Raw genomic sequence first — 24,320 nt, 5'->3', positions numbered from 1 at the left:
GGGTGGTGCGTACGGGCGGGACGGGTGGTGCGCAGGGCGGGACGGGCGGTGCGTACGACAGGCCGGGGAGGGGGCCGCGTACGACGGGCCGGTGGGCGCTCAGCCGTGGTGAGCGCTCACCGGCCCGTGGCGGCTCGGCGGACGGTTCGCCCGGAAGGCCTCCGTGGCCTGGTCCTGGTGGCTCCAGGAGCCCCGGTCGCCTCAGAAGCGCCGGTCGGCTCAGAAACCCCCGTCGCCGCCGAAGCCACCGCCGTCGAAGCCACCGCCGCCGCCATCGCCGAAGCCACCGAAGCCGCCGCCGAAGTCATCGGGGTTGAAGTCGGCCCCGGAGACGTCACCGCCGTCGGCGCCGGCCGGGCCGCCGACGTCCGCACCGTAGGCGTGCGGCGCCATCATCATGTTGCCGAGCATCGTGCCCACCAGGAGACCGGGCAGCAGACCGCCGCCGAAGTAGCCGCCGGCCCAGGGGGCATAGGCCGGGCCCGCGTCCCAGTAGGGGCGGTCGCCGCTCTCGGTGCGGACGGTGCGGGCCAGCGGTTCCCGGCCGTCGTCCAGCCGGCTCTTGTCCGCGGCGCAGACCGGTACGGTGCGCTCCGCGCCGCCCGGCGGGGCCCAGGTGGCGTCGACGACGGACGGGCCGTGCCGCGGGTCGAAGAAGCAGGGCAGCCGGCGCTCGGGCAGCGGGCGTCCCTCGCGCCGCGCGGCGAGCGTGGCCAGGGCGAACCGGCCCTCCTCCAAGGCTTGGGTCACCGCCTGCACATCGCCGGGGTGCTGAGCCGCCGCCATCGCCGTCTTGGCATTCTCGTACGCGTCCAGCGCATGGCTGTAGTCCGCGCGCATCGCGTCGTCGGCACCGGGCTCGCCGGGGCTGAAGTCCAGCCGGTCCAGCTCCTCGCCGAAGGCGGTGATGTCCTCGTCGACGACGACCCGCAGGTCCTCCAGCGCGGCCCGCTCCTCCTCGGCCCGCCGCCGGCGGTTGCGGCGGGCGATCGCGTACGCGCCACCGCCGCCCACGGCCACCAGGACGCCCAGGCCGATCGCCGTACCGGTGTCGAAGCCGCTGTCGCCGCTGCCGCCCCAGGAGTCGGGGGCGTGGCCGCGCGCCGACTGGTCCGCACTGTCGACGAAGCTGTTGAGCCGCTCGGCCACGGTCGGGTACTGGGAGTGCTTGACCGCACTGACCAGGTTCTGCACCGAGTTGCGCGACATCACCCGCGGGTCGGCGCCGGCGTTGAAGCCGTCGCCGAGCTCGACGGCGTAGAGACCGCTGATGCCGACCTTGGTCCGCAGGTCCTTCAGCAGGGAGCTGGGCCGGTACTCGGCGGCCTTCGGCAGTACGGCGACGAAGACCGGCTTGTTCGCGTCCTTGATCTTCTTGGCCAGCGCGTCCGCCTCGGAGGCGGAGAGCATCCCCGCGGCGCGCGGATCGACGTAGACGGGGCCCTTCTTCAGGGCGGCCGCGGCCTCGTCGAGCCCGCCCGCGGCACGGGCTCCGGGCGCCATGGCCATGGCCACCGCCAGCAGGGCGGCCACCACGAGCAGAACCGGTCCGATCAGGGCACGACGGGTTGCGGAGTTCATGGGTTCGACGCTACCCGAACGGAACTTTTCCGACATAGCCCGGTCGTTGATCGACATGGTCCGGCTCCGGGATTCTCCCTCGTCCCGGAGGTCCTGTCGCGCCGGAAATGACCATCCAGGTGGTCGCTCAGCGCGTCGTTTTCGCCGGTCGACGGGCCGGGGATGCTCCGGCTCGTCCCTCCCCCGAGGAAACGAGGAGACGATGTCCAGGGCAGCCTCGGTGGCCACGAATCTGGCCGTCACCGCCACCATCACCACCATCGGCTGCATGGCGGTGATCACTCTGACCCCCGACCGCACCGAGGCCGGGAACGGGCCGCCGGCGGGCGGCGCGGACAGCAGCCGCACCGTCACGGCCGGGCACCCGGGCTCGGCCGCCCGCGCCGCCACCTCCGCCCTCGGCGCGACCGCCGCGCCCTCCGACGCCGTCCCGTTCACCCCGCCCGTGACCGGCCGGATCGAGGTGACCGCGCCCCGCGCCGGGATCGGCCTCCGGTCGAACAGCAGCTTCGCCGTGGCGTGGAAGAACAGCACCGGCGAGGAGGTGAACGTCTGGCTGCGCGCGGACCTGGGGCAGGGCTTCTCTCAGCGGATGGGGCTGGCCGCGACCCGGGCCGGCGCCGGAGCGACCGGCGAGGCGATCGCGACCCTGCCCCCGGTGCCGCCCGGCCGGCACTACTTCCTCGAGGTGGCGACCACCGGCAACGCCGCCGTCCGCGGCTTCAGCAGGCCCTTCACGGTCACCGGCTGATCGCCCCGGACCGGTTCCGGGCCGAAGGCTCCCGTACGACGAGGGCGCCGCCACGGACACGACGAGGATGCCGCTACGGAGCGGCGAGATCCACCAGCCCCGCCAGTGCCTCCCGGTGCCGCCCCGGCGACCCCAGCGCGAGCTCGTCGCTCTTGGCCCGCTTGAGGAACAGATGCGCCGGGTGCTCCCAGGTCATCCCGATCCCGCCGTGCAGCTGGACGCACTCCTCGGCGGCACGCACCGCCACCGGCGCGCAGTACGCCTGGGCGACCGCCACCGCCACCGGGGCGTCCCTGCCGGTGGCCAGGGCGTCCGCGGCGTTGCGGGCGGCGGCCCGGGCCGAGGAGACCTCCAGCCACAGCCGGGCCATCCGGTGCTTGAGCGCCTGGAAGGAGCCCACGGGACGGCCGAACTGGGTGCGCTGGGCGGTGTACCGCACGGCTTCGGCCAGGCACCACTCGGCGACGCCGAGCTGTTCCGAGGCGAGCAGCCCCGCCCCGGTGAGCAGCGCCCGCTCCACGGCCGTACGGGCACGGTCGCCGGAGGCCAGCAGCCGCCCGCGGGCGCCGTCGAAGGTGAGGTGGCTCAGGGGGCGGGTGAGGTCGAGCGGGGTGACGGACTCGGCCCGCACCCCGGCCGCCCGGGCCTCGACCGCGTAGAGCGCCGGGCCGTCGGGCCCCTGGGCGGGCACGAGCAGCAGCCCGGCGGCCGCGGCGTCGGCGACCGAGGTCACCCGGCCGGTCAGCGTGCCGCCCGGTTCGGCTCGTACGGCCGGGTCCGGCAGCCGGCCCGGCGCGGTGGTGAACGGGACCGCGAGCACACCGACGGTGCCGCCTGCGGCGAGCGCGGCGAGCGGTGCGGCGACCTCCTCCCGTCCGTGGTCGCAGCCGAGCAGTGCGGTCACCGCGATGACCGCACTGGTCAGATAGGGGACGGGCGTCACCGAGCGGCCCAGTTCCTCCAGCACGACGGCGGCCTCGCGAGCGCCCGCGCCGGCTCCGCCGAACTTCTCGGGGACCAGCAGCCCCGCGGTGCCGATCCCGGTGGCGAGCGCCTGCCACAGCCCGGTGTCGTAGGGCGGGTCCGCCTCCAGTCCGGCGAGCACGGTGGCCGGATCGCCGCGGTCGGCGAGCAGCGACCGTACGGCGGCGCGCAGCGCGTCCTCGTCCTGCGAGTAGAGGAGATCGGGGCCGGGGTCGAGGCCCTGGCGCGCGGCAGTCCGCGGGTCGGTCATCGGGGGAGGTCCTTCCACGCGACGTCCTTGTCGGTGCGCGGCTCGGGCGGCAGCCCCAGCACCCGCTCGGCGACGATGTTCAGCAGCACTTCCGAGGTGCCTCCTTCGATGGAGTTCCCCTTGGCCCGCAGGTAGCGGTAGCCGGCCTCGCGTCCGGTGAAGTCCACGCCTTCGGGGCGGCGCATCGTCCAGTCGTCGTAGGCCAGTCCGTCCTCGGCGAGGAACTCCACCTCCCAGCCGCTGATCTCCTGGGCGAGCCGCGCGAAGGCCAGTTTGAGCCCGCTGCCTTCCGGGCCGGGCCGGCCCTGGGAGAGCTGCTGGCGCAGCCGTTCGCCGGTCAGCCGGGCGGCCTCGGCCTCCACCCACAGCGTCAGCAGCCGCTGGTGCAGGTCGTGGGTGCGCAGTGCGGGGCGGGCGCGCCAGTCGGCGGCGGCCACGCCGATCATCCCGCCTTCGCGGGGTGTGCGGGCGCCGCCGCCGATGGCGACCCGCTCGTTCATCAGGGTCGCCTGTGCCACCTTCCAGCCCTCGCCGACCGCGCCGAGGCGGTGGGCGTCGGGAATCCGGACGCCGGTGAGGAAGACCTCGTTGAACTCGGCCTCACCGGTGATCTGCCGCAGTGGCCGCACCTCGACGCCGGGGTCGGTCATATCGCAGAGGAAGTACGTGATTCCGCGGTGCTTGGGCACGTCGGGGTCGGTGCGGGCGATCAGGATCGCCCAGCGGGCCAGGTGCGCGCTCGATGTCCAGACCTTCTGTCCGTCGACGATCCAGTCCCCTCCCTCGCCGCGTACGGCACGGGTGGCCAGCCCCGCCAGGTCGGAGCCGGCGCCGGGCTCGCTGAACAGCTGGCACCACACCTCCTCGCCGGTCCACAGCGGGCGCAGGAAGCGCCGGCGCTGCTCGTCGGTGCCGAAGCGCAGGATGGTGGGTGCGGCCATGCCCAGGCCGATGCCGATCCGTTCCGGGGCGTTGTCGGGGGCATCGGCCGCCGCCAACTCCGCGTCCACCACCGGCTGCAGAGCCCGTGGCGCGTCCAGTCCGCCGAGGCCCTCGGGGAAGTGCACCCAGGCGAGCCCGGCATCGAAGCGGGCGCGCAGGAACTCCAGCCGGTCGGTGGTGACGGGAGGGTGGGCGGCGAGCAGCTCGGCGGTGCGGCGGCGCAGGTCGTGGGCGTCGGTCATCGGGCTCCCTCCGTTCCGGGAACCACCACGAGGCGGCCGACGGAGGCCCCGTCGGCGACCCGCTGCACGGCGTCGGCGGCGCCGTCCAGCGGCACCCGCCCGCCGATGAGCGGCTTGATCACGCCCTGTGCGGCGAGCTTGCCGAGCTCTTCGTGGCAGGCGTCGACCGAGGCCGGGTCCTTGGCGTTGTAGAGGCCCCAATGCAAGCCCAGGACCGCGTAGTTCTTCACCAGAGCGTGGTTGAGGGCGGGGGTGGGAACGGTGCCGCCGGCGAAGCCGACGACGATGATCCGGCCCTCGAAGGCGATGCACTTGGTGGACTTGGTGTACGCGTCGCCGCCCACGGGGTCGTAGACCACATCCGCTCCCCGCCCGCCGGTGGCCTCCTTCACGCCCGCGACGATGTCGTCGGTGCGCCGGTCGAGGACCACATCACAGCCCAGTTCAGCGGCGATCCGGACCTTGTCCGCGCCGCCGGCCACCCCGATGACCCGCGCTCCGGCGGCCTTGCCGAGCTGTACGGCGGCGCTGCCGACGCCGCCCGCCGCGGCGTGCACCAGCAGCGTCTCACCGGCCTGGAGGCGGGCCCGGCGGTGCAGTCCGAACCACCCGGTCTGGTAGCCGATGTGCAGCGCGGCGGCCTCGGCGTCGTCCAGGGCCTCGGGCGCCGGGCGTACCGTCGCCGCGTCGACGACCACACGTTCGGCGAAGCCTCCGTGGGGCAGCGGCGGCTGGGCCAGTACCCGCGCGCCGACCGCACCGGCCGCCCCCTCCCCCGCCGAGAGCACCTCACCACAGATCTCCACGCCCGGGGTGAACGGCAGCGGTGGCCGCACCTGGTAGTGGCCCCGGCACAGCAGCGCGTCCGGGAAGTTGACGTTGGCGGCCCGCACCCGCAGCAGCAGTTGCCCCGGCCCCGGCTGTGGGTCCGGCACCTCCTCCAGGCGCATCACCTCGCGCGGCTCGCCGTTCGTATGTACGCGCCATGCCTTCACCTGGTGCCTCCGCAGCCTTGGGTACACGGGGTGGCGCGAAGGGCACACGGCTCCCTCGCCAGCGGCATACTAAGCGGTCGGTATCCCCGACGGAACAGCCTCCGGCGAGTCCCGGTCATCTCACCCCGGGAGCGCTCACCGACGCGCCGTCACCCGTCCCCGCCCCTCCCCGCCTCGCTCCGCCTCTCCCGGCCCCTCTCCGGACCGGCCGGGCGCGCCGACCGCGATCCGGCCGGATGCGATCCCCTGGGCGACAGAGAGGCGGTCATACGCGAGGTCGGCGCAGGTCGCGGTGTCCATCCGCAGACGGACGTCCGGATGCTCGGCGGGACCGTCCGCGTAGCCGAGGCCATCCGCGCGGCCGGAGCCGTCCGCGTAACCGGAGCCGTCACCGCCGAGAACGACATGGAACTCCCCCTCGTCCAGGGCGATATCGACCACTTCGACACCGTCGTCCGCGAAGTGCCGGGCGAGCCGGGTGAGGAGCGGGACCGCGAACCAGTGGGCCCGCACCGCGTCCGTCGGACGTTTCTCGTCGAGGGCGGACGCGCCCCAGTCGGCGAGGGCGGTGAGCGCGGGCAGCAAGGCGCGGCCGCGGTCGGTGAGTTCGTAGACGGAGGCGGCTCCGGGCGGGGCGAGCCGGCGGCGGGTCACCAGGCCGTCCCGCTCCATGTCCTTGAGCCGGGAGGCGAGCATGTCCGTGCTGACGCCCGGCAGATCGGCGTGGAGGTCGGTGTATCGCCGGGAGCCGCCGAGCAGTTCCCGGACGATGAGCAGCGTCCAGCGGTCTCCGATGGCGTCCAGAGCCCGTGCGACGGCGCAGTACTGGTCATAGCTTCGGCGCGGCATGACACCAGCATAGCCAGAAGTTGGACTTTCCAAGTCCACGCTTGGTAAAACCAAGTACGGTGTTTGCGAGTGCTTGCCGCGCCGAGCGGTGAGCGAGGGGACCGGGAGGCCGCCGCATGCAGTTCAAGCAGTCCAGCAAACTGTCCGACGTCTGCTACGAGATCCGCGGACCGGTGATCGAGCACGCCGACGCGCTGGAGGAGGCCGGGCACAGTGTGCTGCGGCTGAACACCGGCAATCCGGCGCTGTTCGGCTTCGAGTGTCCCGAGGAGATCCTCCAGGACATGATGCGCAACCTCTCCCGCGCACACGGCTATACGGAGTCCCGCGGCATCCTCTCGGCCCGCCGCGCGGTGGCCCAGCACTACCAGCAGGTGGGGCTGCCGGACGTCGGTGTCGACGACGTGTACCTGGGCAACGGTGTCTCCGAACTCGTCTCGATGGCGCTCCAGGCGCTGCTGGACGACGGCGACGAGGTCCTCATCCCGGCCCCCGACTTCCCCCTCTGGACAGCCGTCACCACCCTCGCCGGCGGCAAGGCCGTGCACTACCTGTGCGACGAGTCCGCCGACTGGCTGCCGGACCTCGACGACCTCGCCTCGAAGATCACCGACCGGACCAGGGCGCTGGTCATCATCAACCCCAACAACCCCACCGGCGCGGTCTATCCGCGCGAGCTGCTGGAGGGCATGCTCGATCTGGCCCGGCGCCACCAGCTGATGGTCTTCGCCGACGAGGTCTACGACCGGATCCTCTACGACGACGCCGTCCACCACCACGCCGCGGTGCTCGCCCCCGACCTGGTGTGCCTGACCTTCAGCGGACTGTCCAAGGCCTACCGGGTCGCCGGATTCCGCTCCGGCTGGCTGGTGGTGTCCGGCCCCAAGCAGCACGCCGCCGACTACCTGGAGGGCCTGGGCACCCTCGCCTCGATGCGGCTGTGCCCCAACGCACCCGCCCAGTACGCCATCCAGGCGGCGCTCGGCGGCCGGCAGTCCATCCAGGAACTGGTGCTGCCCGGCGGCCGCCTGCGCGAGCAGCGCGACCGGGCCTGGGAGCGGCTCAACGAGATCCCCGGCGTCTCCTGCGTCAAGCCCAAGGGCGCGCTGTACGCCTTCCCCCGCCTGGACCCGGCCGTACACAAGATCCACGACGACGAGAAGTTCGTACTGGACCTCCTCCTGCGGGAAAAGATTCAGGTCGTCCAGGGCACCGGTTTCCACTGGCCCCGCCCGGACCACTTCCGCATCCTCACCCTGCCGTACGCCGACGATCTCGACGCCGCGATCAGCCGGATCGGCCGTTTCCTGGCGGGCTACCGGCAGTGACGCCGGCCGCTCGCGGGGCCCGCCGCGGCGGGGCGCGTTCCCGTCACCCGACCGGCCGTACTGCGACGTCCTCTTGAGCGCGGCGCCCCGCACCCTATTAGGTGGAGGGCGGCAATCCTGCCGCCGTCCCCACCAGGGAGAGGGGTTCCATGCCCGTACGGCCCGCGGTATCGGAAGCGGAACTCGAAGCGCATCTGCACGGAATATGCTTCAAGACGGGTCCGCCACGCCTCATCGGCGTCGAGCTCGAATGGCTCGTCCACGACACCCGGCACCCCCGATGTCCGGTGGAACCGGACCGGCTGCACGAGGCAGCCACCGCACTGCGCGCCCTCCCTCTCAGCTCCCCTCTCACCTTCGAACCCGGCGGCCAGCTGGAGCTCAGCTCGCTGCCCGCCACCTCCCTCACCGAGTGCGTCGAGGCCATGTCGGCCGATCTGGCGCTGGTCCGCCCCGCCCTGCGGACCAGGGGGCTGGGACTGGCCGGCCACGGCCACAACCCGTGGCACCCCCCGCGACGGGTACTCCATGACCCGCGTTACAACGCCATGGAGGCGTACTTCGACCGCTGGGGCCCGGCCGGCCGCCACATGATGTGCGGCACGGCGTCCGTGCAGGTCTGCGTGGACGCCGGGTACGAGGAACCGGGGCCGCTCGGGCTGGGCAGGCGCTGGCTGCTGGCGCATCTGCTCGGCGCGGTGCTGACCGCGGCGTTCGCCAATTCGCCCACCAGCGAGGGCTGTCCCACGGGCTACCGCAGCACCCGGCAGGCCGTCTGGTCCCAGATGGACCCGGACCGTACGCTCGCGCCGCCGCAAGGGCCCGATCCGCGCGGCGCATGGGCCCGCTACGCCCTGGACGCTCCCGTGATGTGTCTCCGTACCGAGAACGGAAGCTGGGACGCGCCGGAGGGGCTCACCTTCCGCGAATGGATCCGTACCGGCGCGCCACGGCCGCCCACCGAGGAGGACCTCGACTACCACGTCACCACGCTCTTCCCGCCGGTCCGGCCCCGCGGCCACCTGGAACTGCGCATGATCGACGCGCAGCCGGGCGACACGGGGTGGGTCGTACCGCTCGCCGTCACGGCCGCCCTGTTCGACGACCCGGAGGCCACCGAGCGCGCCTACCGCCTCGTCAAGCCCCTGGCCGAAACGGCGGGTCCGCGGCCGGCGCCGCGCAACCCGCTGTGGCGGCGGGCGGCCCGCCGGGCGCTGACCGATCCGGAGCTGCACACCGCGGCGGTCGGCTGCTTCGCCGCCGCACAGGAGGCCCTGCCCCGGCTCGGCGCCTCCCCCGGAGTACGCGCGGCGGTCGCGGAGTTCACCGAGCGCTATGTGGCGCGCGGCCGCTGCCCGGCGGACGACTACCTCGACGCCCCGCGCACCGCGGAGGACGCACTCGTTCTGGAGAACGTTCTGGAGAAGGAGAGCCCGTGACCACCGATCCCGAACTCCTCCGGGAGCGGGCGGCCTCGGCGCTGCTCGCCGCCCGTGCCCGCACCCACCTGCTGACCCACTGCGTCGATCACCCCGATCTCGTCGCCCAGCATTCCCCGTTGATGTCCCCCCTGGTGTGGGACCTGGCGCACATCGGCAACCAGGAGGAGCAGTGGCTGCTGCGCACCGTCGGCGGCCGTGACCCGCTGCGGCCGGACATCGACTCCGTCTACGACGCCTTCGAGCATCCGCGTGCCGAGCGCCCCGCGCTGCCGCTGCTGAAGCCCGACGAGGCGCACGCCTACCTCACCGAGGTCCGCGGCCGGGTACTGGACGTCCTGGAGCACACCCCGCTCCATGGCGGCCCGCTGCTGGACGCCGGCTTCGCCTTCGGCATGATCGCCCAGCATGAGCAGCAGCACGACGAGACCATGCTGATCACGCACCAGCTCCGTCGCGGGTCTCCCGTGCTCGGCGAGGCGGAGCCGTTGCCGGCCGACGCGGACGCCCTGCCCGCCGAAGTCCTGGTCCCCGGCGGCCCGTTCACCATGGGGACGTCCACCGAGCCCTGGGCGCTGGACAACGAGCGGCCCGCACACCGCCGGCCGGTGCCCTCGTTCCTGATCGACACCACACCGGTCAGCAACGGCGCCTACCTGCGGTTCATCGAGGCCGGCGGCTACCGGGACCCGCGCTGGTGGGCCCCGCAGGGCTGGGCGCAGGTCCAGGAGCACACCCTGAGCGCCCCGCTGTTCTGGAAGCGGGACGGCGGCCAGTGGCTGCGCCGCAGATTCGGGGTGACCGAACCGGTCCCGCCGGACGAGCCGGTGCTGCACGTCAGCTGGTACGAGGCGGACGCCTATGCCCGCTGGGCCGGGCGACGGCTGCCGACCGAGGCCGAGTGGGAGAAGGCCGCCCGGTACGACCCGTCGACCGGCCGGTCGATGCGCTACCCCTGGGGCGACCAGGACCCCGCACCCGAGCACGCCAACCTCGGCCAGCGGCATCTGCGGCCCGCCCCGGTCGGCAGCTACCGCGCCGGCGCGTCCCCGCTCGGCGTACGGCAGTTGATCGGCGACGTGTGGGAGTGGACGGCGAGCGACTTCCTGCCGTACCCGGGCTTCGCCGCCTTCCCCTACCGCGAGTACTCGGAGGTGTTCTTCGGCGACGGGTACAAGGTGCTGCGCGGCGGGTCGTTCGCCGTCGACCCGGTCGCCTGCCGGGGCACCTTCCGCAACTGGGACCTGCCGGTCCGGCGGCAGATCTTCGCCGGATTCCGGACCGCCCGCGACGCCGGTCCGGAGGTGGACGGATGAACCCCGCCACCCGGGAGGTCATGGCCTGATGTGCCGCCACCTCGCCTACACAGGACCGGAGATCCCCTTCGGCCGGATCGTGCTCACCCCGCCGCACAGCCTGTACCGGCAGTCCTGGGCGCCGCGCCGCCAGCGGCACGGAACGGTCAACGCGGACGGATTCGGTATCGGCTGGTACGCGCCCGGCGACCCGGTTCCCGCCCGGTACCGGCGCGCCGGGCCGATCTGGGCCGATGAACAACTGCCCGACCTGGGACGGGTGGTACGCACCGGTGCGCTGCTGGCCGCCGTACGCGACGCCACCATGACCGGCCCGGACGCCGAGGCAGCCGCCGCCCCGTTCACCACCGGCCGCTACCTCTTCAGCCACAACGGCGCGGTGACCGGCTGGCCCGGCTCCCTCGCGCCACTGGCCGCCGAACTGCCGCCGGAAGAGCTGCTGAGCCTCCAGGCCCGCTGCGACGCCGCATTCCTGTGGGCCCTGGTCCACCACCGGCTCGCGCGCGGCGACGAGCCCGGGGAGGCGCTGGCCGACACCGTACGGGCCGTCGCCGCGGCCGCGCCCGGCTCCCGGCTCAATCTGCTGCTCACCGACGGCACCACCATCGCCGCCACCAACTGGGGCGACACGCTGTTCCACCTGGCCGTTCCCGGCGGCGGCCGGGTGGTGGCCGCCGAACCCTACGACGATTCGCCCCACTGGACCGAGGTCCCGGACCGCACCCTGCTGCGCGCCACCCGTACCGAGGTCCACCTCACCCCGCTCAAGGAGCCCGCTACGTGACCCCCCTCAGCATCACCCGCACCCTCCCCGCCGACGCCACCGCGGCCGCGCTGCGTGCCGATGTCGTCCAGGGGCTGTCCCGCACGCCCAAACAGCTGCCGCCCAAGTGGTTCTACGACGCCCGCGGCAGCGAGCTGTTCGACGAGATCACCCGGCTTCCCGGCTACTACCCGACCCGCGCCGAGCGGGAGATCCTGGTCGCCCACGCCGGTCATATCGCCGCGGCCACCGGCGCCCGCACCCTGATCGAGCTGGGCTCCGGATCGTCCGACAAAACCCGCCACCTCATCGGCGCGCTCACCGGACTGCACAGCTATGTCCCCATAGATGTCAGCGAATCCGCACTGGCCGCGGCCGGCGAGGCGCTGCTCGCCGAGCACCCCGGGCTGACCGTGCACGCACTGGTCGCCGACTTCGAGCAGGGCATCGAGCTCCCCGGCACGCCCGCCCCACGCCTCCTGGCGTTCCTCGGCGGCACCATCGGCAATCTCCTCCCCACCGAGCGCGCCGCCTTCCTCCACTCCGTCCACGCCCTGCTGTCCCCGGGCGACGCCCTGCTCCTCGGCACCGACCTGGTCAAGGACGAGGCCACTCTGGTCGCCGCGTACGACGATCCACGGGGTGTGACGGCCGCGTTCAACAAGAACGTACTGGAGGTCATCAACCGCGAACTGGACGGCGATTTCGACCCCGCGGACTTCGACCATGTCGCCCTGTGGAACGCCGAACACGAGTGGATCGAGATGCGGCTACGGGCCCGCCGGGACCTGACCGTGAAGATCCCGGGCGCGGACCTGGCCGTGACCTTCGAGGCCGGCGAGGAGCTGCGCACCGAGATCTCGGCCAAGTTCCGCAAGGACCGCGTCAGCGCGGAACTCGCCCACGCCGGCCTGGAGTTGACCAACTGGTGGACGGACAGCGGGGGCCGCTACGCCCTGTCGCTGTCCACCGCCCGCGCCTGATCCCTCACGTCCGCCCCTCCGGACCCCTTCCACCCCTCCACGGGAGGGGGCGCACCGCAGGACGGAGTCCGGAGGGGCGCACCCGTGACGTAAAGCCCCGCGCAGCGGCAACAGCCCGCCGCAGGCGCCACGGCGAGAAACGCCAAGAACAAACGGGGCGCCACAACGGGCGCAACGACGAAACGGAGGTACGACGCCGCAGCCAACAACGTGGGAAGCCGGCCAAGCGCAGCGAAACGCACCGCACCGCGGACGACAACATGCGCGGCACCGCAAGGTCGGGCAAGATCAGATCCGTGGAGACGGGCGAACGCGAAACCGCGACGGCGCACCCCCGCCGCGGCCGGGCCGGCATCCCGCTGCGGGTGACCGTCGCGCTCGGGGCACTGACCGCCGTCCTCGGCAGCACCGCGCTCGCGCTGAGCCTGCCGTTCCGCGATCCGTACCTGGCCACCGGGGACCGCGCCACCGGCTCGTACCGCGCGACCCGGGCCGACGGCGACCAGGCGGCCGCTGCGGTGCTCGCGGGCCCGTACGAGGAGCGGCCCGGGCCGCCCGTGGCAGCCCGGCGCGACGGCGGAGGGGCGGTCCCGACGCCGACAGTCCGGCCGGCGGTCCCGCCGGTCGTCCCGCCGCCGGTGTCCCGGCCACTGGCGGCGGCCCCGGCCGCCCCCGCGCCGGCCATCGGCCCGCTCTTCGCCCCCGACGGCGACGGCGATCCGGTACACCACTGCACCGCGAGCGTGGTGCACTCCCCCGCCGGAGACCTCGTCGTCACCGCCGCGCACTGCGTCCATGACGGCGGCTTCCGCACCCGGCTCGTCTTCGCTCCCGGCCTGCACGACGGGATCGCACCGTACGGCCTGTGGGTGCCCACCCGGGTCCATGTCGACCCCCGCTGGATCAGCGACCGGGACCCGGACCGCGATGTGGCGTTCCTGCGCGTCCGCAGGTACGGGCGGGCCGGCGGCCGGATCGAGGACCTCACCGGCGCCGAACGGATCCGGTTCGACGCCCCGGCCGGGCGCCCGGCGCTGCTGACCGGCTACCCCGCCGACCGGGACACACCGGTCAGCTGCCGGCACACGGCGGACGCCGAGAGCTCGACCCAGCTGCGCTTCCCCTGCCCGGGGTTCCCCAACGGCACCAGCGGCGGGCCGTGGCTCACCGACCTCGATCCGGCCACCGGAACCGGAACGCTGATCGGGGTGATCGGCGGTCTCGACGAGGGCGGTGACGACCTCACCTCGTACAGCAGCCGGTTCGGCCGGGCCGTGGCCGCGCTCTACCGGCGCGCGGCCACGGGATCCATCCCCACGCAGGGCATCAGGCCCCGCGCGGCACCACGGTCCTGAGGACGGACGGCAGCGGATACCAGTCGGCGGTGGCGAAACTGGCGTGTGCGGAGGCGAGTTTGCCGACCCTGGCCAGCGCCTCGGCCTCGGTGGGCCGGGTGCCGTCGATCACCGGGGGAACCTTGTGCGCGTCGGTCATGACGAGGAGGTAGTGCCGGGCGTCGTACCAGGCGGTGTCGATGGATCCGTTCAGGTAGGTCGCGGCGTCACCGTCGAACACCACGAACCACGGGCGCAGCGCCGGATCCGCATAGCGGTTCCGCGGGTCGCCGGGCGCCGCGCCGTGCACCGCGGGGAAGGCCGTCGACCGGTCCAGCCGCCCCTGCCCCGCGAGATCCTTCAGATACGTCGCATACTCGACATCCGTCCACAGCTTGTCGAGCGGATTGCTCTCCTCCACCGTGCCGGGTATCAGCTCGAAGAGGAACTTCCCGGCCAGGTCGGCGCGAGAGGGCCAGCCCCCGGACCGCACCGCCTCGTCAGGCGTGGTGTGCCCCGCGGTGAGATCGCCCGGCCCGTACACCGCGTCGCCCAGTTTCTGCCGCACCAGAGCGTCGAACTCGGCCGGGCCACGCCCGCCCTTGGCGTTGAATCCGTCCTTCAGCTCGACCTTGACCAGGATGGGGCGGTGGCCGGGGTGCGCGTCGTGCCAGGCCTTCATATCGGCGAGGCAGCCGCCGAAGTCCTGGTCGCGGCCCTTGGTGCGCAGCTCCGAAGCGTTCGCGGCACCCTCGCAGTTGTTCTTGTTCCCCAGCGGGTTGCCGTGCGAGACCCGCCAGGACCTGCCCAGCCCGTTTGTCCAGAGGTCGAGTTCGAGCAGCGCGGCGCCGGAGTCCAGCGCATCCGCGAAGTACGGGTACTTCTCCTTGTCGTAGGCGTTGTGGACGCCCACGGATGTGCTGGTTCCATAGGTCAGGGCGGCCGGTTCGGCGCTCGCCGGCCCGCTCATCGCCATCATCGCCGCCGCCGCGGCGGCGACCGTCCCCACGCACCGCTTACCGTTCGTGTTCCCCGTCATGTTCCCCGCTTTCCCGTGGTCCTCGGTTTTCGGCTGTCCGGTCATGCGAACCGCACATTCACTCGACTGGTCGGTCGTGCAGTCGAATGGGGAGTAGCGTACGGAAGTTGACCACGTTCAGGACCACGGGGTCGGTGGAAGCTGGACACCCACCGCAGGACACCACCGACCAGGGAAAGGCGCGATATGGCCGGTACCGACAACAACGCCAACGCCAACGGCGGCAGCACGACCGACGCCGGGAAGGGAGCCGGCCCCGGAGGTGACACTCACGGCCGTACCGGACTGCCGCTCGCGGCAACCCTGCTCACCGGGACGGTGGCGCTCTATATCGCCCTCGTCGCCTTCGGCAATATCACCGACTTCGACACCAATCAGCAGTTCGTCCGGCATGTCCTTGCCATGGACACCACGTTCCGGGACCCGGACCTGATGTGGCGGGCCATCACCTCACGGCCGCTGCAGGATGCCGTGTACGTGGCGATCATCGCCTGGGAGACCGCCGCCGCGCTGGTGCTGATCCTCGCCACCGTGCTCTGGGCCCTCGGACTGCGGCGCGGCGGCCTCGCCCGCGCCCGCCGGGTCAGCACCCTCGGCCTGCTGATGATCCTGGTGCTGTTCGGCGCGGGTTTCCTCGCCATCGGGGGTGAGTGGTTCTCGATGTGGCAGTCCAAGAACTGGAACGGGGTGGAAGCGGCGGCCCGCAACATCATGGTTGCCGGGATCGCCCTGCTCGTCGTCCACCTCCCGGGCCGGGGCGGGCGGACCGGGGAGAACGGGCGGAGCGCGCCGGGCGGAGAGTAGGACAGGGCGGCCGTTCCGCACCCCGGCCCGGCCGCGCGCCTCCCCTCACCACTCGATCCGGTACCCCGTCAGCCAGTTGTTGTCGGCCTCCGGGCCGCCGCGCCCGGCGCCGTCCGGGCGGGCGGGGCGGCCGTCGGCCGTACCCGAGGCGATGCGCCGCGCCAGGCCGGCGCTGGCCGCGACGACCTTCTCCACCCGCTCCCGGCGCAGCTGCTCGTACGCGACGAAGGCGCGCCGCGGCTCCGGATGGTCGCGCAGGCACTTGGCGAGGACGATGCCGTCCTCGATGGCCATGGAGGCGCCCTGGGCGGCGTTGGGCGCGGCGGCGTGTGCGGCGTCGCCGAGGACGACCATGGTGTCGGTGTGCCAGGTCGGAGTGGAGGCGAGGTCGTAGGCGTTGGAGGCGACGATGCGGTGGTCGTCGGTGGCGCGGACGATGGCGGCGGCCGGGGTGCCGTCGTCCGCGAGGAGTCCGGCGAGCCGTTCGCGCCAGACCCGGGGTGCCGCGGCGGACGGGTGGGCGCGGTCCAGTTCCGTACCGGGGATGTTGGCGAACCACCAGATCTCGCCGTCGGGGGCACGGGTGCAGCCGACGAAGGCCCGCTTGCCGTGGATCATGGTGTACGTATCCGATGGCAGCGCGACATCGGCGTCACGGGTGTAGCCGCAGACGGTGTTCTGGCCGGTGTAGCGCGGCTTCGGCGCGGCCGGGTCGATGAGGGTGCGGGTGACGGAGTGCAGGCCGTCCGCGCCGATGAGGAGGTCGCCCTCGGCGCGGCTGCCGTCGGCGAAGGTGGCGACCACCCGCTCGCCGTCGGCCGTGCGCACGGTCTCGGCACCGGTCAGCCGCTTCCCGTGCCGTACGGCGATCCCGCGGCGCGCGGCCTCGGTGTGCAGTACCTGGTAGAGCGTGGCCCGGCGCAGGGTGCGCGGGCCGAGGCCGGTGCCCTGTTCCGTGCCCGCGATGGGCCGCTCCCCCAGGCGCGCGCCGTCGCTGCCGATGAGCGCCACCCGCTGTGCCGGGAAGGAGTGCTCGACGACCGGTGCCTGCGCGTCGATCACCCGGAGCGCTTCGAGTCCGTTGGCGAAGACGACGAGGAAGGCGCCGACGTCGTCCGCGCCGGTCGGGTAGGCCTCGAATATCTCGGATGCGATACCGGCCTTCCGCAGCGCCATCGCGGTCACCGCGCCCGCGATACCGCCGCTGATGATCAGTGCCTTGGTCATGCCGCTGTTCCCCCCCTGGTCGGGCCGCCGGCCGGACGCGGCCGGTGAGCGGTGCGGCCCGGTTGACCGCACCACCCCACCTTGACCCGGCCGGGCCGGAAGATCCAGTCGGCCACCGGACGGAGCCATACCCCGCCCGGTGGCCGACGGCAGCAGGCCCCGGGAACTGTGTCCTAGCCCGCCGCGTACACATCCTCGACATAGCGGCCGGAGGCGGTCAGTTCGCGCAGCCAGGCCTCGGACTCCTGGGGGGAGGCGCCGGTGTGCGCGGCGTGCACTTCGCGGAAGGCGGCCCGTACGCCGGGTGCCATCCGGCTGCCGTCACCGCAGACGTACACCCGCGCCCCGGCCTGGAGCAGCGCCCACACCTCGGCGGCCTCGGCGGCGATGCGGTGCTGGACGAAACGGTGGCCGTGCTGCGGGCGCGCGCTGAAGACGGGGCGTACGGAGACCGCGCCGGCGGCTTCGGCGGCGGCGAGCTCCGCGGCGTGCAGGAAGTCCGCGGCCGGGTCGTCGCAGCCGAAGTACAGCAGGGCGGGTGTGGTCCGGCCCGCGGCGACGCGGTCGGCGACGGCGCCGCGGAAGGGCGCGAGGCCGGTGCCGGCGGCGACCAGGATGACGGGGGTGTCCTCGTCCGGGTCGAGCCGGAAGGCCTCCCGGCAGGGCTGGACGCGGGCCAGGACCGTGTCGCCGGGCCGCAGGGTGTGCAGATAGGGCGAACCGGTGCCACCGGGCAGCAGCGAGACCATCAGATCGGCGTGCCGGCCGTCGGCGGCGGGTGAGGACGACACGGAGTACGGCCGGGTGCGCAGCGGCGGCAGCAGCTCCAGTACCACGGACCAGGGCAGTGCCCCGCGCAGTGCCGGATGGTCCTCGATCAGCTCGATCAGGGTGCGCGGGTCGTCCTCGTCCAGGTTCTCCAGGGCGTGGCGCTCGGGCGGACAGGGGTTGTGCGGAGCGAGCAGGGCGGCGGCCTGGCCGGGCGCGGGACGGGCGCCCAACTCCAGGTGGTGGGTGAGGAGTTGGCGCACGGTCAGTGGCCGGTCGACGGGGAGGGTGTCGCGGCCGGGGCGGCGGCCGGGGTGGAGAGCGAGGACCGTGTCGAGGTCGGCGCCCAGCGCGCGGGCCGCCCGCTCCACGGTGGCCTGGGCGTTGACCGGGAGGACGGCGAGGTGGTCGGCGGTGCGGTAGGAGACACCGTCCGGCAGCGCGAGCCGCAGGAAGCGCTTGGGCCGCGGCCAGTCCGGGGCCGTCAGGTCGTAGGCCTCGGTGACGGTCATCGGGGTGAGGCCGTGCCGGGCGGCGAGCGCGTCCAGCGGGCCGCCGGTGACCTCGGTGACGGTGTAGCCGGTGTCCTCGGCGGCGGGTGTGCCGGCGCCGGCGCTGGCCGGATCGCCGTACCGGCTGAGCAGCTGGGTGCGGAGCGCTGCGGTGAACTCCTTGACGGTGCCGTTCAGATCGCCCGAGGCGTCGGCCTCGGCGCGGGGCAGCAGCCGGTGGCCGCCGAGCGCGCCGAGCCGGTCGTCGATGAGGGCCGGTATGTGCTGGTAGGTGGCGGCCCAGTTGCGGTCGCCGACGCCGAGCACCGCGAAGGGGAGGTCCGCGGCGGCGCCGTCCGGTGCGGTCGTCAGCCAGCGGACGAATGCGGCCGCGTCGTCGGTGGGCTGCCCGTTGTAGGAGGCGGCGACGATGACGACGGGCCGGTCGGCGGGGAGCTGTCCGGCGCAGGCGTCCAGGGGCGCCACGTCGGTGGCGAAGCCCAGGCCGGCGGCGTCGTCGGCGAGCCGCTCGGCGAACTCGCGGCAGGTGCCGTAGTTGCTGCCGTGCAGAAGCAGCAGGCCCGTGCCCTGGGGGACCCGGGTGGGAAGTCCGGCATCGGCGGCGGTGTCGTCCGCGGAGCCCTCGGCGCCGCCGGGCAGGACGCCGAGCGCGGCGCGCACCGCGGCCCGGTCGGCGGGGGTCCGGGGGGCCAGGGTGAGCGTGAACCCCTCGGGCTTGAGGGTCAGGGTCTCCTTGATGCGCAGCCGGTAGTCGCGGTGGTCGATCAGGCGGTAGCGGTGGGCGAGCAGGGCGAGCAGCATGGTCGCCTCGTGCAGCGCGAACTGCCGCCCGATGCAGGCGCGTTCACCGGTGCCGAACGGCTTGTAGGCATGCGGTGAGCGGGCCGCCTCGGCCTCCGGGCCGAAGCGGGACGGGTCGAAGAGTTCGGGGTTGTCGCCCCAGGCGGGATCGCGGTGCAACATCGGGGTGAGCACGGTGACCAGCTCACCGGCCTTGACCGGGTAGCGGCCGCCGATCACGGTGTCCTCGCGGGCCTGGCGGCTGAAGGCGGCGGCGGTGGGCCACAGCCGCAGCGCCTCGTTGAGGACCTGCCGGGTGAACGGCAGCCGGCCGATGTCCTCGAAGGCCGGGTCGGGGTCGTCCTGGTCCCCCCACAGCTCATCGGCCTCGCGCTGGACCATACGCAGCGCGAGCGGGTCCTTGACCAGGTGGTGGAGGGCGAAGGAGAGCGCGCCTGACGTCGTCTCGTGACCGGCGATGAGGAAGGTGATGACCTGGTTGCGGATGTTGGCGAGGTCCAGGGAGGGTCCGCCCGGCCCGCCGCCGTTCCCCTGCTCACCGGCGGCGAGCATCAGGCCCAGCAGATCGTCGTCCCGGGTCTCACCACTCGCCGTTCGGGCGGCGATGACCTCGTCGACGACGGAGGCGAGGTAGTCCGCGTCGGCGCGGAACGCCGCGTCCGCCGCCGAGTGGTCGGCGTCCGGGTCGCGGGCGAACTTCTTCATGCTCCACTCCAGGCAGCGCACCATGGCCTCGACGAACGGGTGCGCGTCATCGCCCCGGGAGAACGACCCGAAGTCGAAGCCGAAGCCGGCGAGCCCGATGGTGTCGAGCGTCATACGGGTCATGTCCTCGGCGACCTGGACCGGTGTGCCGTCGGCCGCCTTCCGGTCCCATGCGGCCATGACCCGGCGGGCCACCTGGAGCATCGGGGGGTGGTACGTACGCATCGAGCCGAGCGCGAAGGCGGGCATCAGGACCTCGTGCGCCCTGGCCCAGTTCGGCTCGTCGTTGTACGCGGTGAACAGACCGTCGCCGGCGAACTCCCGGACGTTCTCCAGTACGGCCGAGACGCCCTTGGTGAAGCGGGTCTCGTCGGCGACCTCGGTCACCAGGTCGAGCGAGGTCAGGAAGAGCGTCTCGCGGTCGCCGAGCTTGCGCTTGAAGACCGGGCCGTGGATCCGGGCGAGGTCCATGGCCTGCTGGACGGGTGTGTCGGTGAGTCCGGCCGTGAGGTCGGCGACCGGGATGCTGTCGTCGGCGGCGCGTACGCCGCTGTGGAGCGCGAGAGTGTCGGTCATGTCTCCAGCGTGCGGGGCCCGGCGAACGGCTCACGTCCGGGCAACTGCATGATTGTGCAGTGTTTTTTCGCTGCGTGCTCTTGCGCGCGGACCGGAGGAAGGGCAGGGGAAGAGCAATGGACGACTGCACCGCCGACGGCACATCAGGGACGGACACCCCTCACACCCCCCACATCCCTCACACCCCGGACACACCCCACACCCCCAACCCGCCGGGCACGACGGGACATTCCGCCCCGGTCGGACATACCGACCTGACCCCGTCGCACACCGGTGACCAGTGGCACAACTACTTCCTGATCCTTCTGGACCGCATCCCCACCCCGATCGCGGTGTGCCGGAGCGACGGTGAGGTGCTGATCGCCAATCCGGCGATGGCCGCGCAGTGGGGTGCGGCTCCCGGGCAGCTGCGCGGCCGCAACCTGCTGGACCTGTTCAAGCCCAGGGCGAAGGAACAGCTGCTGCGGATCGAGGAGGCACTGCGGCTGGGCCGCCGGTCCCGCTACCCGGTCGAGGTGCACTGGCGAGCCGGGTCCGACGGGGCCGTGCGGGAGGGAGAACTGACGGTGGACCCGGTCGGCGATCCCTCCGAACAGCCGCCCTTGCTGCTGGCGGTGCTGCGGGTGCGCGAGACCGCACCTTCCCCGGCGCCGCCGCCCGGCACGGCGAGCCCGGTGGAGGCCCGGATCCTGGCGCTCGCCGCCGGGGGCGCCACCACGGCGGCGATCGGTACGGCGCTGGGCCTGACGGTCGACGGGGTGAACTACCACCTCACCCGGCTGGCTCGCCGCTGGCGTGTCCAGGGCCGTACCTCGCTGGTCGCCAAGGCGTATGTGCTGGGTGTGCTGTCGCCGGAGAGCTGGCCGCCGGCCCCCGCCTGATCCCCGGCCGGGTGTACACGCGCCGTGGCGCGGCGGAGCGACCCGGGAGCCCCGTCAGCACGCGTGTACGGATAGCCTTCCGGTGTGGAGGAGAACGCAGCCGCGCGGTTCGAGCGCGGAACGGACGGTCCGAAGGTCATCGTCGTCGGCGTCGACGGCTCCGACTCGTCGTGGCGCGCCGCGGCGTACGCGTCCGGACTGGCCCGGCGCCAGGGGTCGAAGCTGGTGCTGGTCTACGTCCAGCCGGTGCTGCCGGCCGGGGCCGCGATGGGTGCCCCGGTGCTGGATACGACGAACGAGGTCGCCGAGGAGCTGATGGCCGGGATCCGCGAGGCGACCGAGCGCGTGCGGGGGACGTACGACGTGCGCTGGGAGTTCCACACCCTGCGCGGCGACCCGTACAACGGCATGGTGCAGATGGCCGACGACCTCAAGGCCGACGCGGTGGTGGTGGGCGCTTCGGAGTCGGCCGGGCACCGCATCATGGGCTCGGTCGCGGTCCGCCTGGTCAAGGCCGGCCGCTGGCCGGTGACCGTCGTCCCGTAGGCAGGGCGCGGGACCCGGGGAGAACGCGGGGCCGTTGGGGGGTGCTCCGCTGGTGAGGCGCGTAGGTCTGAGGCATGGTCGGAGGTGGACGGGCGGAGAGCCGCCCCGGCCGAGGGAGAGCACCGTGACCGACCACACGTACCGCGTGACCGAGATCGTCGGTACGTCCCGGCAGAGCGTGGAAGCCGCGATCAGCAATGGCGTCCGGCGTGCCTCGCAAACGCTGCGCAACCTGGATTGGGTCGAGGTGACCGAGGTGCGCGGAAATCTCGTCAACGGCGAAATCGACCACTACCAGGTCGGACTGAAGGTCGGCTTCCGCCTGGAGGACGCCGACTGACGGATCGGGAGTCCTCGGGTGACGCATCGGGAACCCGCGGGGAGTTCCGTTCGCCCCCCCCGGATGCCCGCCCGCCGGTGCAAGTCGACGGAGTATTCCCGTGCAGGCCCATGGAGTATTTCCGTACGGGTCCATGGAGTATTTCCGTGCATGTCGGTGTGTGTCTCCCGGCGAGTCCGGCCCCGCTTAGGGAGTCGCCTTCCTCCAGCGCCCGCGAGGGGCCATGATGATCCGCCGTTGGACCACGACGGAGTGAGCCTACGGAGGGCTGACACATGGGGTTGCGCGCGGGACAGGGCGCATTGCGCCGTAAACCGATCGAACACATCGAGGAGGCGGAGGGCTCCGCGAGCCAGCAGCTCACCCGGGCACTCGGCCTGTGGCAGCTGACCGCCATCGGTGTCGGCGGCATCATCGGCGCCGGAATCTTCACACTCGCCGGCACCGTCGCCAATGGCAAGGCCGGGCCCGCGGTCCTGGTCTCCTTTCTCATCGCGGGTGTCGCCAGCGCCGCGGCGGCATTTTCGTACGCGGAATTCGCCGGGCTGATCCCGAAGGCCGGCTCGGCGTACACCTATGGCTATGCGGTGCTCGGTGAGCTGGCCGGCTGGTTCATCGGCTGGGATCTACTGCTCGAATACACCGCGATCGTCGCGGTGGTCGCCATCGGCATCTCCGGCTATTTCGGTTTCCTGCTGGGTGAGGTGGGGCTCGATCTTCCTGCCTGGATGCTGGGCGCGCCCGGAACCGGCCCGGGACACCGTGTGGACCTGTTCGCGGCGCTCCTCTGCCTGCTGATCGCCTATCTGCTGACCCTCGGCATCAAGAATGCCGCGCGCTTCGAAACCGTTGTGGTCATCCTGAAGGTCCTGGTGGTCGCGGTGGTCATCGCCGTCGGCTTCTTCCAGATCAAGTCCGAGAACTACCAGCCCTTCTTCCCCTTCGGGGTGAGCGGGGCGTTCACCGGCGCGGCCACCGTGTTCTTCGCCGTCTTCGGCTATGACGCGATGAGTACCGCGGCCGAGGAATCCAAGGACGCCCAGCGCCATATGCCGAAAGCGATCATCTACTCCCTGGTGATCTCGATGGTGCTGTACGTACTGGCCTGCCTGGTGCTGACGGGTATGCAGAACTACAAGTCCATCGACCCGGAGAGCGGTTTCTCGTCGGCGTTCAAAGCGGCGGGTATGACCGGGCTCGCGGACGTCATCGCGGTCGGCGCGATCATCGGCATCCTCACGGTCATGTTCACCTTTATGCTCGGAGTGACCCGGGTCTGGTTCTCGATGAGCCGCGACGGTCTGCTGCCGAAGTGGTTCGCCAAGACCAGCCCCACCCGCCATGTGCCGGTCCGGGTGACCTGGATCGTCGGTTTCGCCTCCGCGGCCATCGCGGGTTTTCTGCCGATCGGTGAGGCGGCCGAGCTGACGAACATCGGCATTCTGCTGGCGTTCGTGGTGGTCTGTATCGCGGTGATCGTCCTCCGCTACAAGCGCCCCGACCTGCCGCGCACCTTCCGCACACCGGGAATGCCGGTGGTGCCCGCGCTCGGCGTGTGCTTCTCCGTATGGCTGATCACCTTCCTGGAGTGGCAGACCTGGTTGCGTTTCGCGGTCTGGTTCGTGGTCGGCCTGGTCGTCTACTTCGCGTACTCCTACCGGCACTCGAACCTGGCGCGGGAGGAGAGCGAGAGCGAGCGATCCGAGTGAGCGGAGCCCGGCGATGAGGCGGATGCCGGGGTGAGCAGGACCGGGACCGGCGGGCAGATGCCCCGCCGGTCCCTTTCCGTCCTGGCCGGACGAACGACCCCGGACCGGCCGGAAGCCGACCGGTCAGAAGCAGGCCGGTCGAAGCGGACCGGTCGAAGCGGACCGGTCAGAACTCGAACGGCCCGGGTTTCTGCGCCGACGTGGCTTCGCAGGTGGCCGTGGTCCCCAGCGCCTTGACCGTCAGGGACGTGGCCTCCAGGCGGTCGCCCGCGGCGACCGTGCCCTTGAGCGGCCCGGTGGAGACCGCGCTCCCGGCCGGGATCTCCGGGTTGGCCTTGCCGGTGAACTCCGTGGTACCCGAGCCGTTCTTGAGCTTCAGCGTCGACTCGACCGAGTTCGCGCCGATCTTTATCGGCGAGGTGATCGCCGACGTGGACACCTCGATCGTGGCGGCCGTGCCGTCCTGGGTCGCGGTGAGCGTCGCCTCGCCCGATCCGTACGAACCGCAGTCGAACGAGAGGGTGGCGGTGCCGGGCGTCACCGCGGCCGCGGCCGGTGCCATCGCCAGTGTGCCCGCGACGGCGACCGCGACGCCGAGCGCCGTACCGATGCCACGCTTGCCCGGTCTGATGTGCCTCATGGGGGATACCGCCTT

General features: G+C 72.6%; 21 protein-coding genes. 12 read left to right on the top strand and 9 right to left on the bottom strand.

Features of this window, described 5'->3' with window-relative positions:
• Positions 1–219 precede the first annotated feature (219 nt).
• The gene (locus ACFY12_RS30815) at positions 220–1,581 is read right to left on the bottom strand and encodes a hypothetical protein (protein ID WP_390719221.1); all 1,362 of its coding nucleotides are present in this window, start codon (positions 1,579–1,581) and stop codon (positions 220–222) included.
• 202 nt (positions 1,582–1,783) lie between these two features.
• Here ACFY12_RS30815 and ACFY12_RS30810 point away from each other — a divergent pair, with 202 nt between their 5' ends.
• The gene (locus ACFY12_RS30810) at positions 1,784–2,332 is read left to right on the top strand and encodes a hypothetical protein (protein ID WP_390719220.1); all 549 of its coding nucleotides are present in this window, start codon (positions 1,784–1,786) and stop codon (positions 2,330–2,332) included.
• Positions 2,333–2,405: 73 nt separating this feature from the next.
• Here ACFY12_RS30810 and ACFY12_RS30805 read toward each other — a convergent pair whose 3' ends face one another.
• The 4 genes from ACFY12_RS30805 to ACFY12_RS30790 form a co-directional block, all read right to left on the bottom strand.
• Entirely contained in the window at positions 2,406–3,566 is a 1,161-nt protein-coding gene (locus ACFY12_RS30805; RefSeq protein ID WP_390719219.1) for an acyl-CoA dehydrogenase family protein, read from the bottom strand.
• Complete coding sequence (locus ACFY12_RS30800; RefSeq protein WP_390719218.1) at positions 3,563–4,750, bottom strand: acyl-CoA dehydrogenase family protein; 1,188 nt, start codon at positions 4,748–4,750, stop codon at positions 3,563–3,565. The genes ACFY12_RS30805 and ACFY12_RS30800 overlap by 4 nt, the downstream gene beginning before the upstream one ends.
• Entirely contained in the window at positions 4,747–5,745 is a 999-nt protein-coding gene (locus ACFY12_RS30795) for an NADPH:quinone oxidoreductase family protein (RefSeq protein ID WP_390719217.1), read from the bottom strand. The genes ACFY12_RS30800 and ACFY12_RS30795 overlap by 4 nt, the downstream gene beginning before the upstream one ends.
• Positions 5,746–5,880: 135 nt before the next feature.
• Positions 5,881–6,594 (bottom strand): winged helix-turn-helix transcriptional regulator, encoded by a 714-nt coding sequence (locus ACFY12_RS30790; RefSeq protein ID WP_390719216.1) that lies wholly within the window; start codon positions 6,592–6,594, stop codon positions 5,881–5,883.
• 116 nt (positions 6,595–6,710) lie between these two features.
• On the opposite strand from ACFY12_RS30790, the gene ACFY12_RS30785 reads away from it, so the two are divergent.
• From ACFY12_RS30785 to ACFY12_RS30760, 6 genes are all read left to right on the top strand, one after another.
• The gene (locus tag ACFY12_RS30785; RefSeq protein WP_390719215.1) at positions 6,711–7,922 is read left to right on the top strand and encodes a pyridoxal phosphate-dependent aminotransferase; all 1,212 of its coding nucleotides are present in this window, start codon (positions 6,711–6,713) and stop codon (positions 7,920–7,922) included.
• A gap of 149 nt (positions 7,923–8,071) precedes the next feature.
• Positions 8,072–9,361 (top strand): ergothioneine biosynthesis glutamate--cysteine ligase EgtA, encoded by a 1,290-nt coding sequence (gene egtA / locus ACFY12_RS30780; protein WP_390719214.1) that lies wholly within the window; start codon positions 8,072–8,074, stop codon positions 9,359–9,361.
• The gene (egtB, locus tag ACFY12_RS30775; protein ID WP_390719213.1) at positions 9,358–10,677 is read left to right on the top strand and encodes an ergothioneine biosynthesis protein EgtB; all 1,320 of its coding nucleotides are present in this window, start codon (positions 9,358–9,360) and stop codon (positions 10,675–10,677) included. Before egtA ends, egtB begins: the two co-directional genes overlap by 4 nt.
• Before the next feature lie 28 nt (positions 10,678–10,705).
• On the top strand, positions 10,706–11,461 hold the full coding sequence (gene egtC, locus ACFY12_RS30770) for an ergothioneine biosynthesis protein EgtC (protein WP_390719212.1): 756 nt from the start codon (positions 10,706–10,708) through the stop codon (positions 11,459–11,461).
• On the top strand, positions 11,458–12,423 hold the full coding sequence (gene egtD, locus ACFY12_RS30765) for an L-histidine N(alpha)-methyltransferase (protein WP_390719211.1): 966 nt from the start codon (positions 11,458–11,460) through the stop codon (positions 12,421–12,423). Before egtC ends, egtD begins: the two co-directional genes overlap by 4 nt.
• A gap of 296 nt (positions 12,424–12,719) precedes the next feature.
• Positions 12,720–13,778 carry a trypsin-like serine peptidase gene (locus ACFY12_RS30760; RefSeq protein ID WP_390719210.1) on the top strand — a complete coding sequence of 353 codons (1,059 nt, stop codon included), beginning with the start codon at positions 12,720–12,722 and terminating at the stop codon, positions 13,776–13,778.
• Here the strand turns inward: ACFY12_RS30760 and ACFY12_RS30755 are convergent.
• Positions 13,750–14,796, bottom strand: a complete 1,047-nt coding sequence (locus tag ACFY12_RS30755) for a phosphatidylinositol-specific phospholipase C domain-containing protein (RefSeq protein WP_390719209.1) — start codon at positions 14,794–14,796, stop codon at positions 13,750–13,752. The two genes, ACFY12_RS30760 and ACFY12_RS30755, sit on opposite strands and share 29 nt — an antisense overlap.
• A gap of 186 nt (positions 14,797–14,982) precedes the next feature.
• Here ACFY12_RS30755 and ACFY12_RS30750 point away from each other — a divergent pair, with 186 nt between their 5' ends.
• A complete protein-coding gene (locus ACFY12_RS30750) occupies positions 14,983–15,600 on the top strand; it encodes a DUF2165 domain-containing protein (protein ID WP_390719208.1) in 618 nt (205 codons plus the stop codon).
• Between the two features lie 45 nt (positions 15,601–15,645).
• Here the strand turns inward: ACFY12_RS30750 and ACFY12_RS30745 are convergent, their stop codons facing one another.
• Together ACFY12_RS30745 and ACFY12_RS30740 are read right to left on the bottom strand one after the other, a co-directional pair.
• Positions 15,646–16,827 carry an FAD-dependent monooxygenase gene (locus ACFY12_RS30745; RefSeq protein WP_390719207.1) on the bottom strand — a complete coding sequence of 394 codons (1,182 nt, stop codon included), beginning with the start codon at positions 16,825–16,827 and terminating at the stop codon, positions 15,646–15,648.
• 173 nt (positions 16,828–17,000) lie between these two features.
• A complete protein-coding gene (locus ACFY12_RS30740; RefSeq protein WP_390719206.1) occupies positions 17,001–20,189 on the bottom strand; it encodes a bifunctional cytochrome P450/NADPH--P450 reductase in 3,189 nt (1,062 codons plus the stop codon).
• Positions 20,190–20,305: 116 nt separating this feature from the next.
• Between ACFY12_RS30740 and ACFY12_RS30735 the strand changes: the two genes are divergently transcribed.
• From ACFY12_RS30735 to ACFY12_RS30720, 4 genes are all read left to right on the top strand, one after another.
• A complete protein-coding gene (locus tag ACFY12_RS30735) occupies positions 20,306–21,070 on the top strand; it encodes a PAS domain-containing protein (RefSeq protein WP_390719205.1) in 765 nt (254 codons plus the stop codon).
• Between the two features lie 84 nt (positions 21,071–21,154).
• Positions 21,155–21,616: a universal stress protein gene (locus ACFY12_RS30730; protein WP_390719204.1), complete on the top strand. Its 462-nt coding sequence runs from the start codon at positions 21,155–21,157 to the stop codon at positions 21,614–21,616.
• A 124-nt stretch (positions 21,617–21,740) separates the two neighbouring features.
• Positions 21,741–21,956 (top strand): dodecin, encoded by a 216-nt coding sequence (locus ACFY12_RS30725; RefSeq protein WP_390719203.1) that lies wholly within the window; start codon positions 21,741–21,743, stop codon positions 21,954–21,956.
• A 275-nt stretch (positions 21,957–22,231) separates the two neighbouring features.
• Positions 22,232–23,665 (top strand): amino acid permease, encoded by a 1,434-nt coding sequence (locus ACFY12_RS30720; protein ID WP_390719202.1) that lies wholly within the window; start codon positions 22,232–22,234, stop codon positions 23,663–23,665.
• Between the two features lie 166 nt (positions 23,666–23,831).
• Here ACFY12_RS30720 and ACFY12_RS30715 read toward each other — a convergent pair whose 3' ends face one another.
• A complete protein-coding gene (locus ACFY12_RS30715; protein ID WP_390719201.1) occupies positions 23,832–24,305 on the bottom strand; it encodes a hypothetical protein in 474 nt (157 codons plus the stop codon).
• Positions 24,306–24,320: the final 15 nt, after the last annotated feature.

It is taken from the genome of Streptomyces sp. NPDC001339, assembly GCF_042895955.1.
GTDB lineage: Bacteria > Actinomycetota > Actinomycetes > Streptomycetales > Streptomycetaceae > Streptomyces.
Note: the sequence above shows the minus strand (reverse complement) of the source record. Positions and strands in the feature narration are given on the sequence as shown.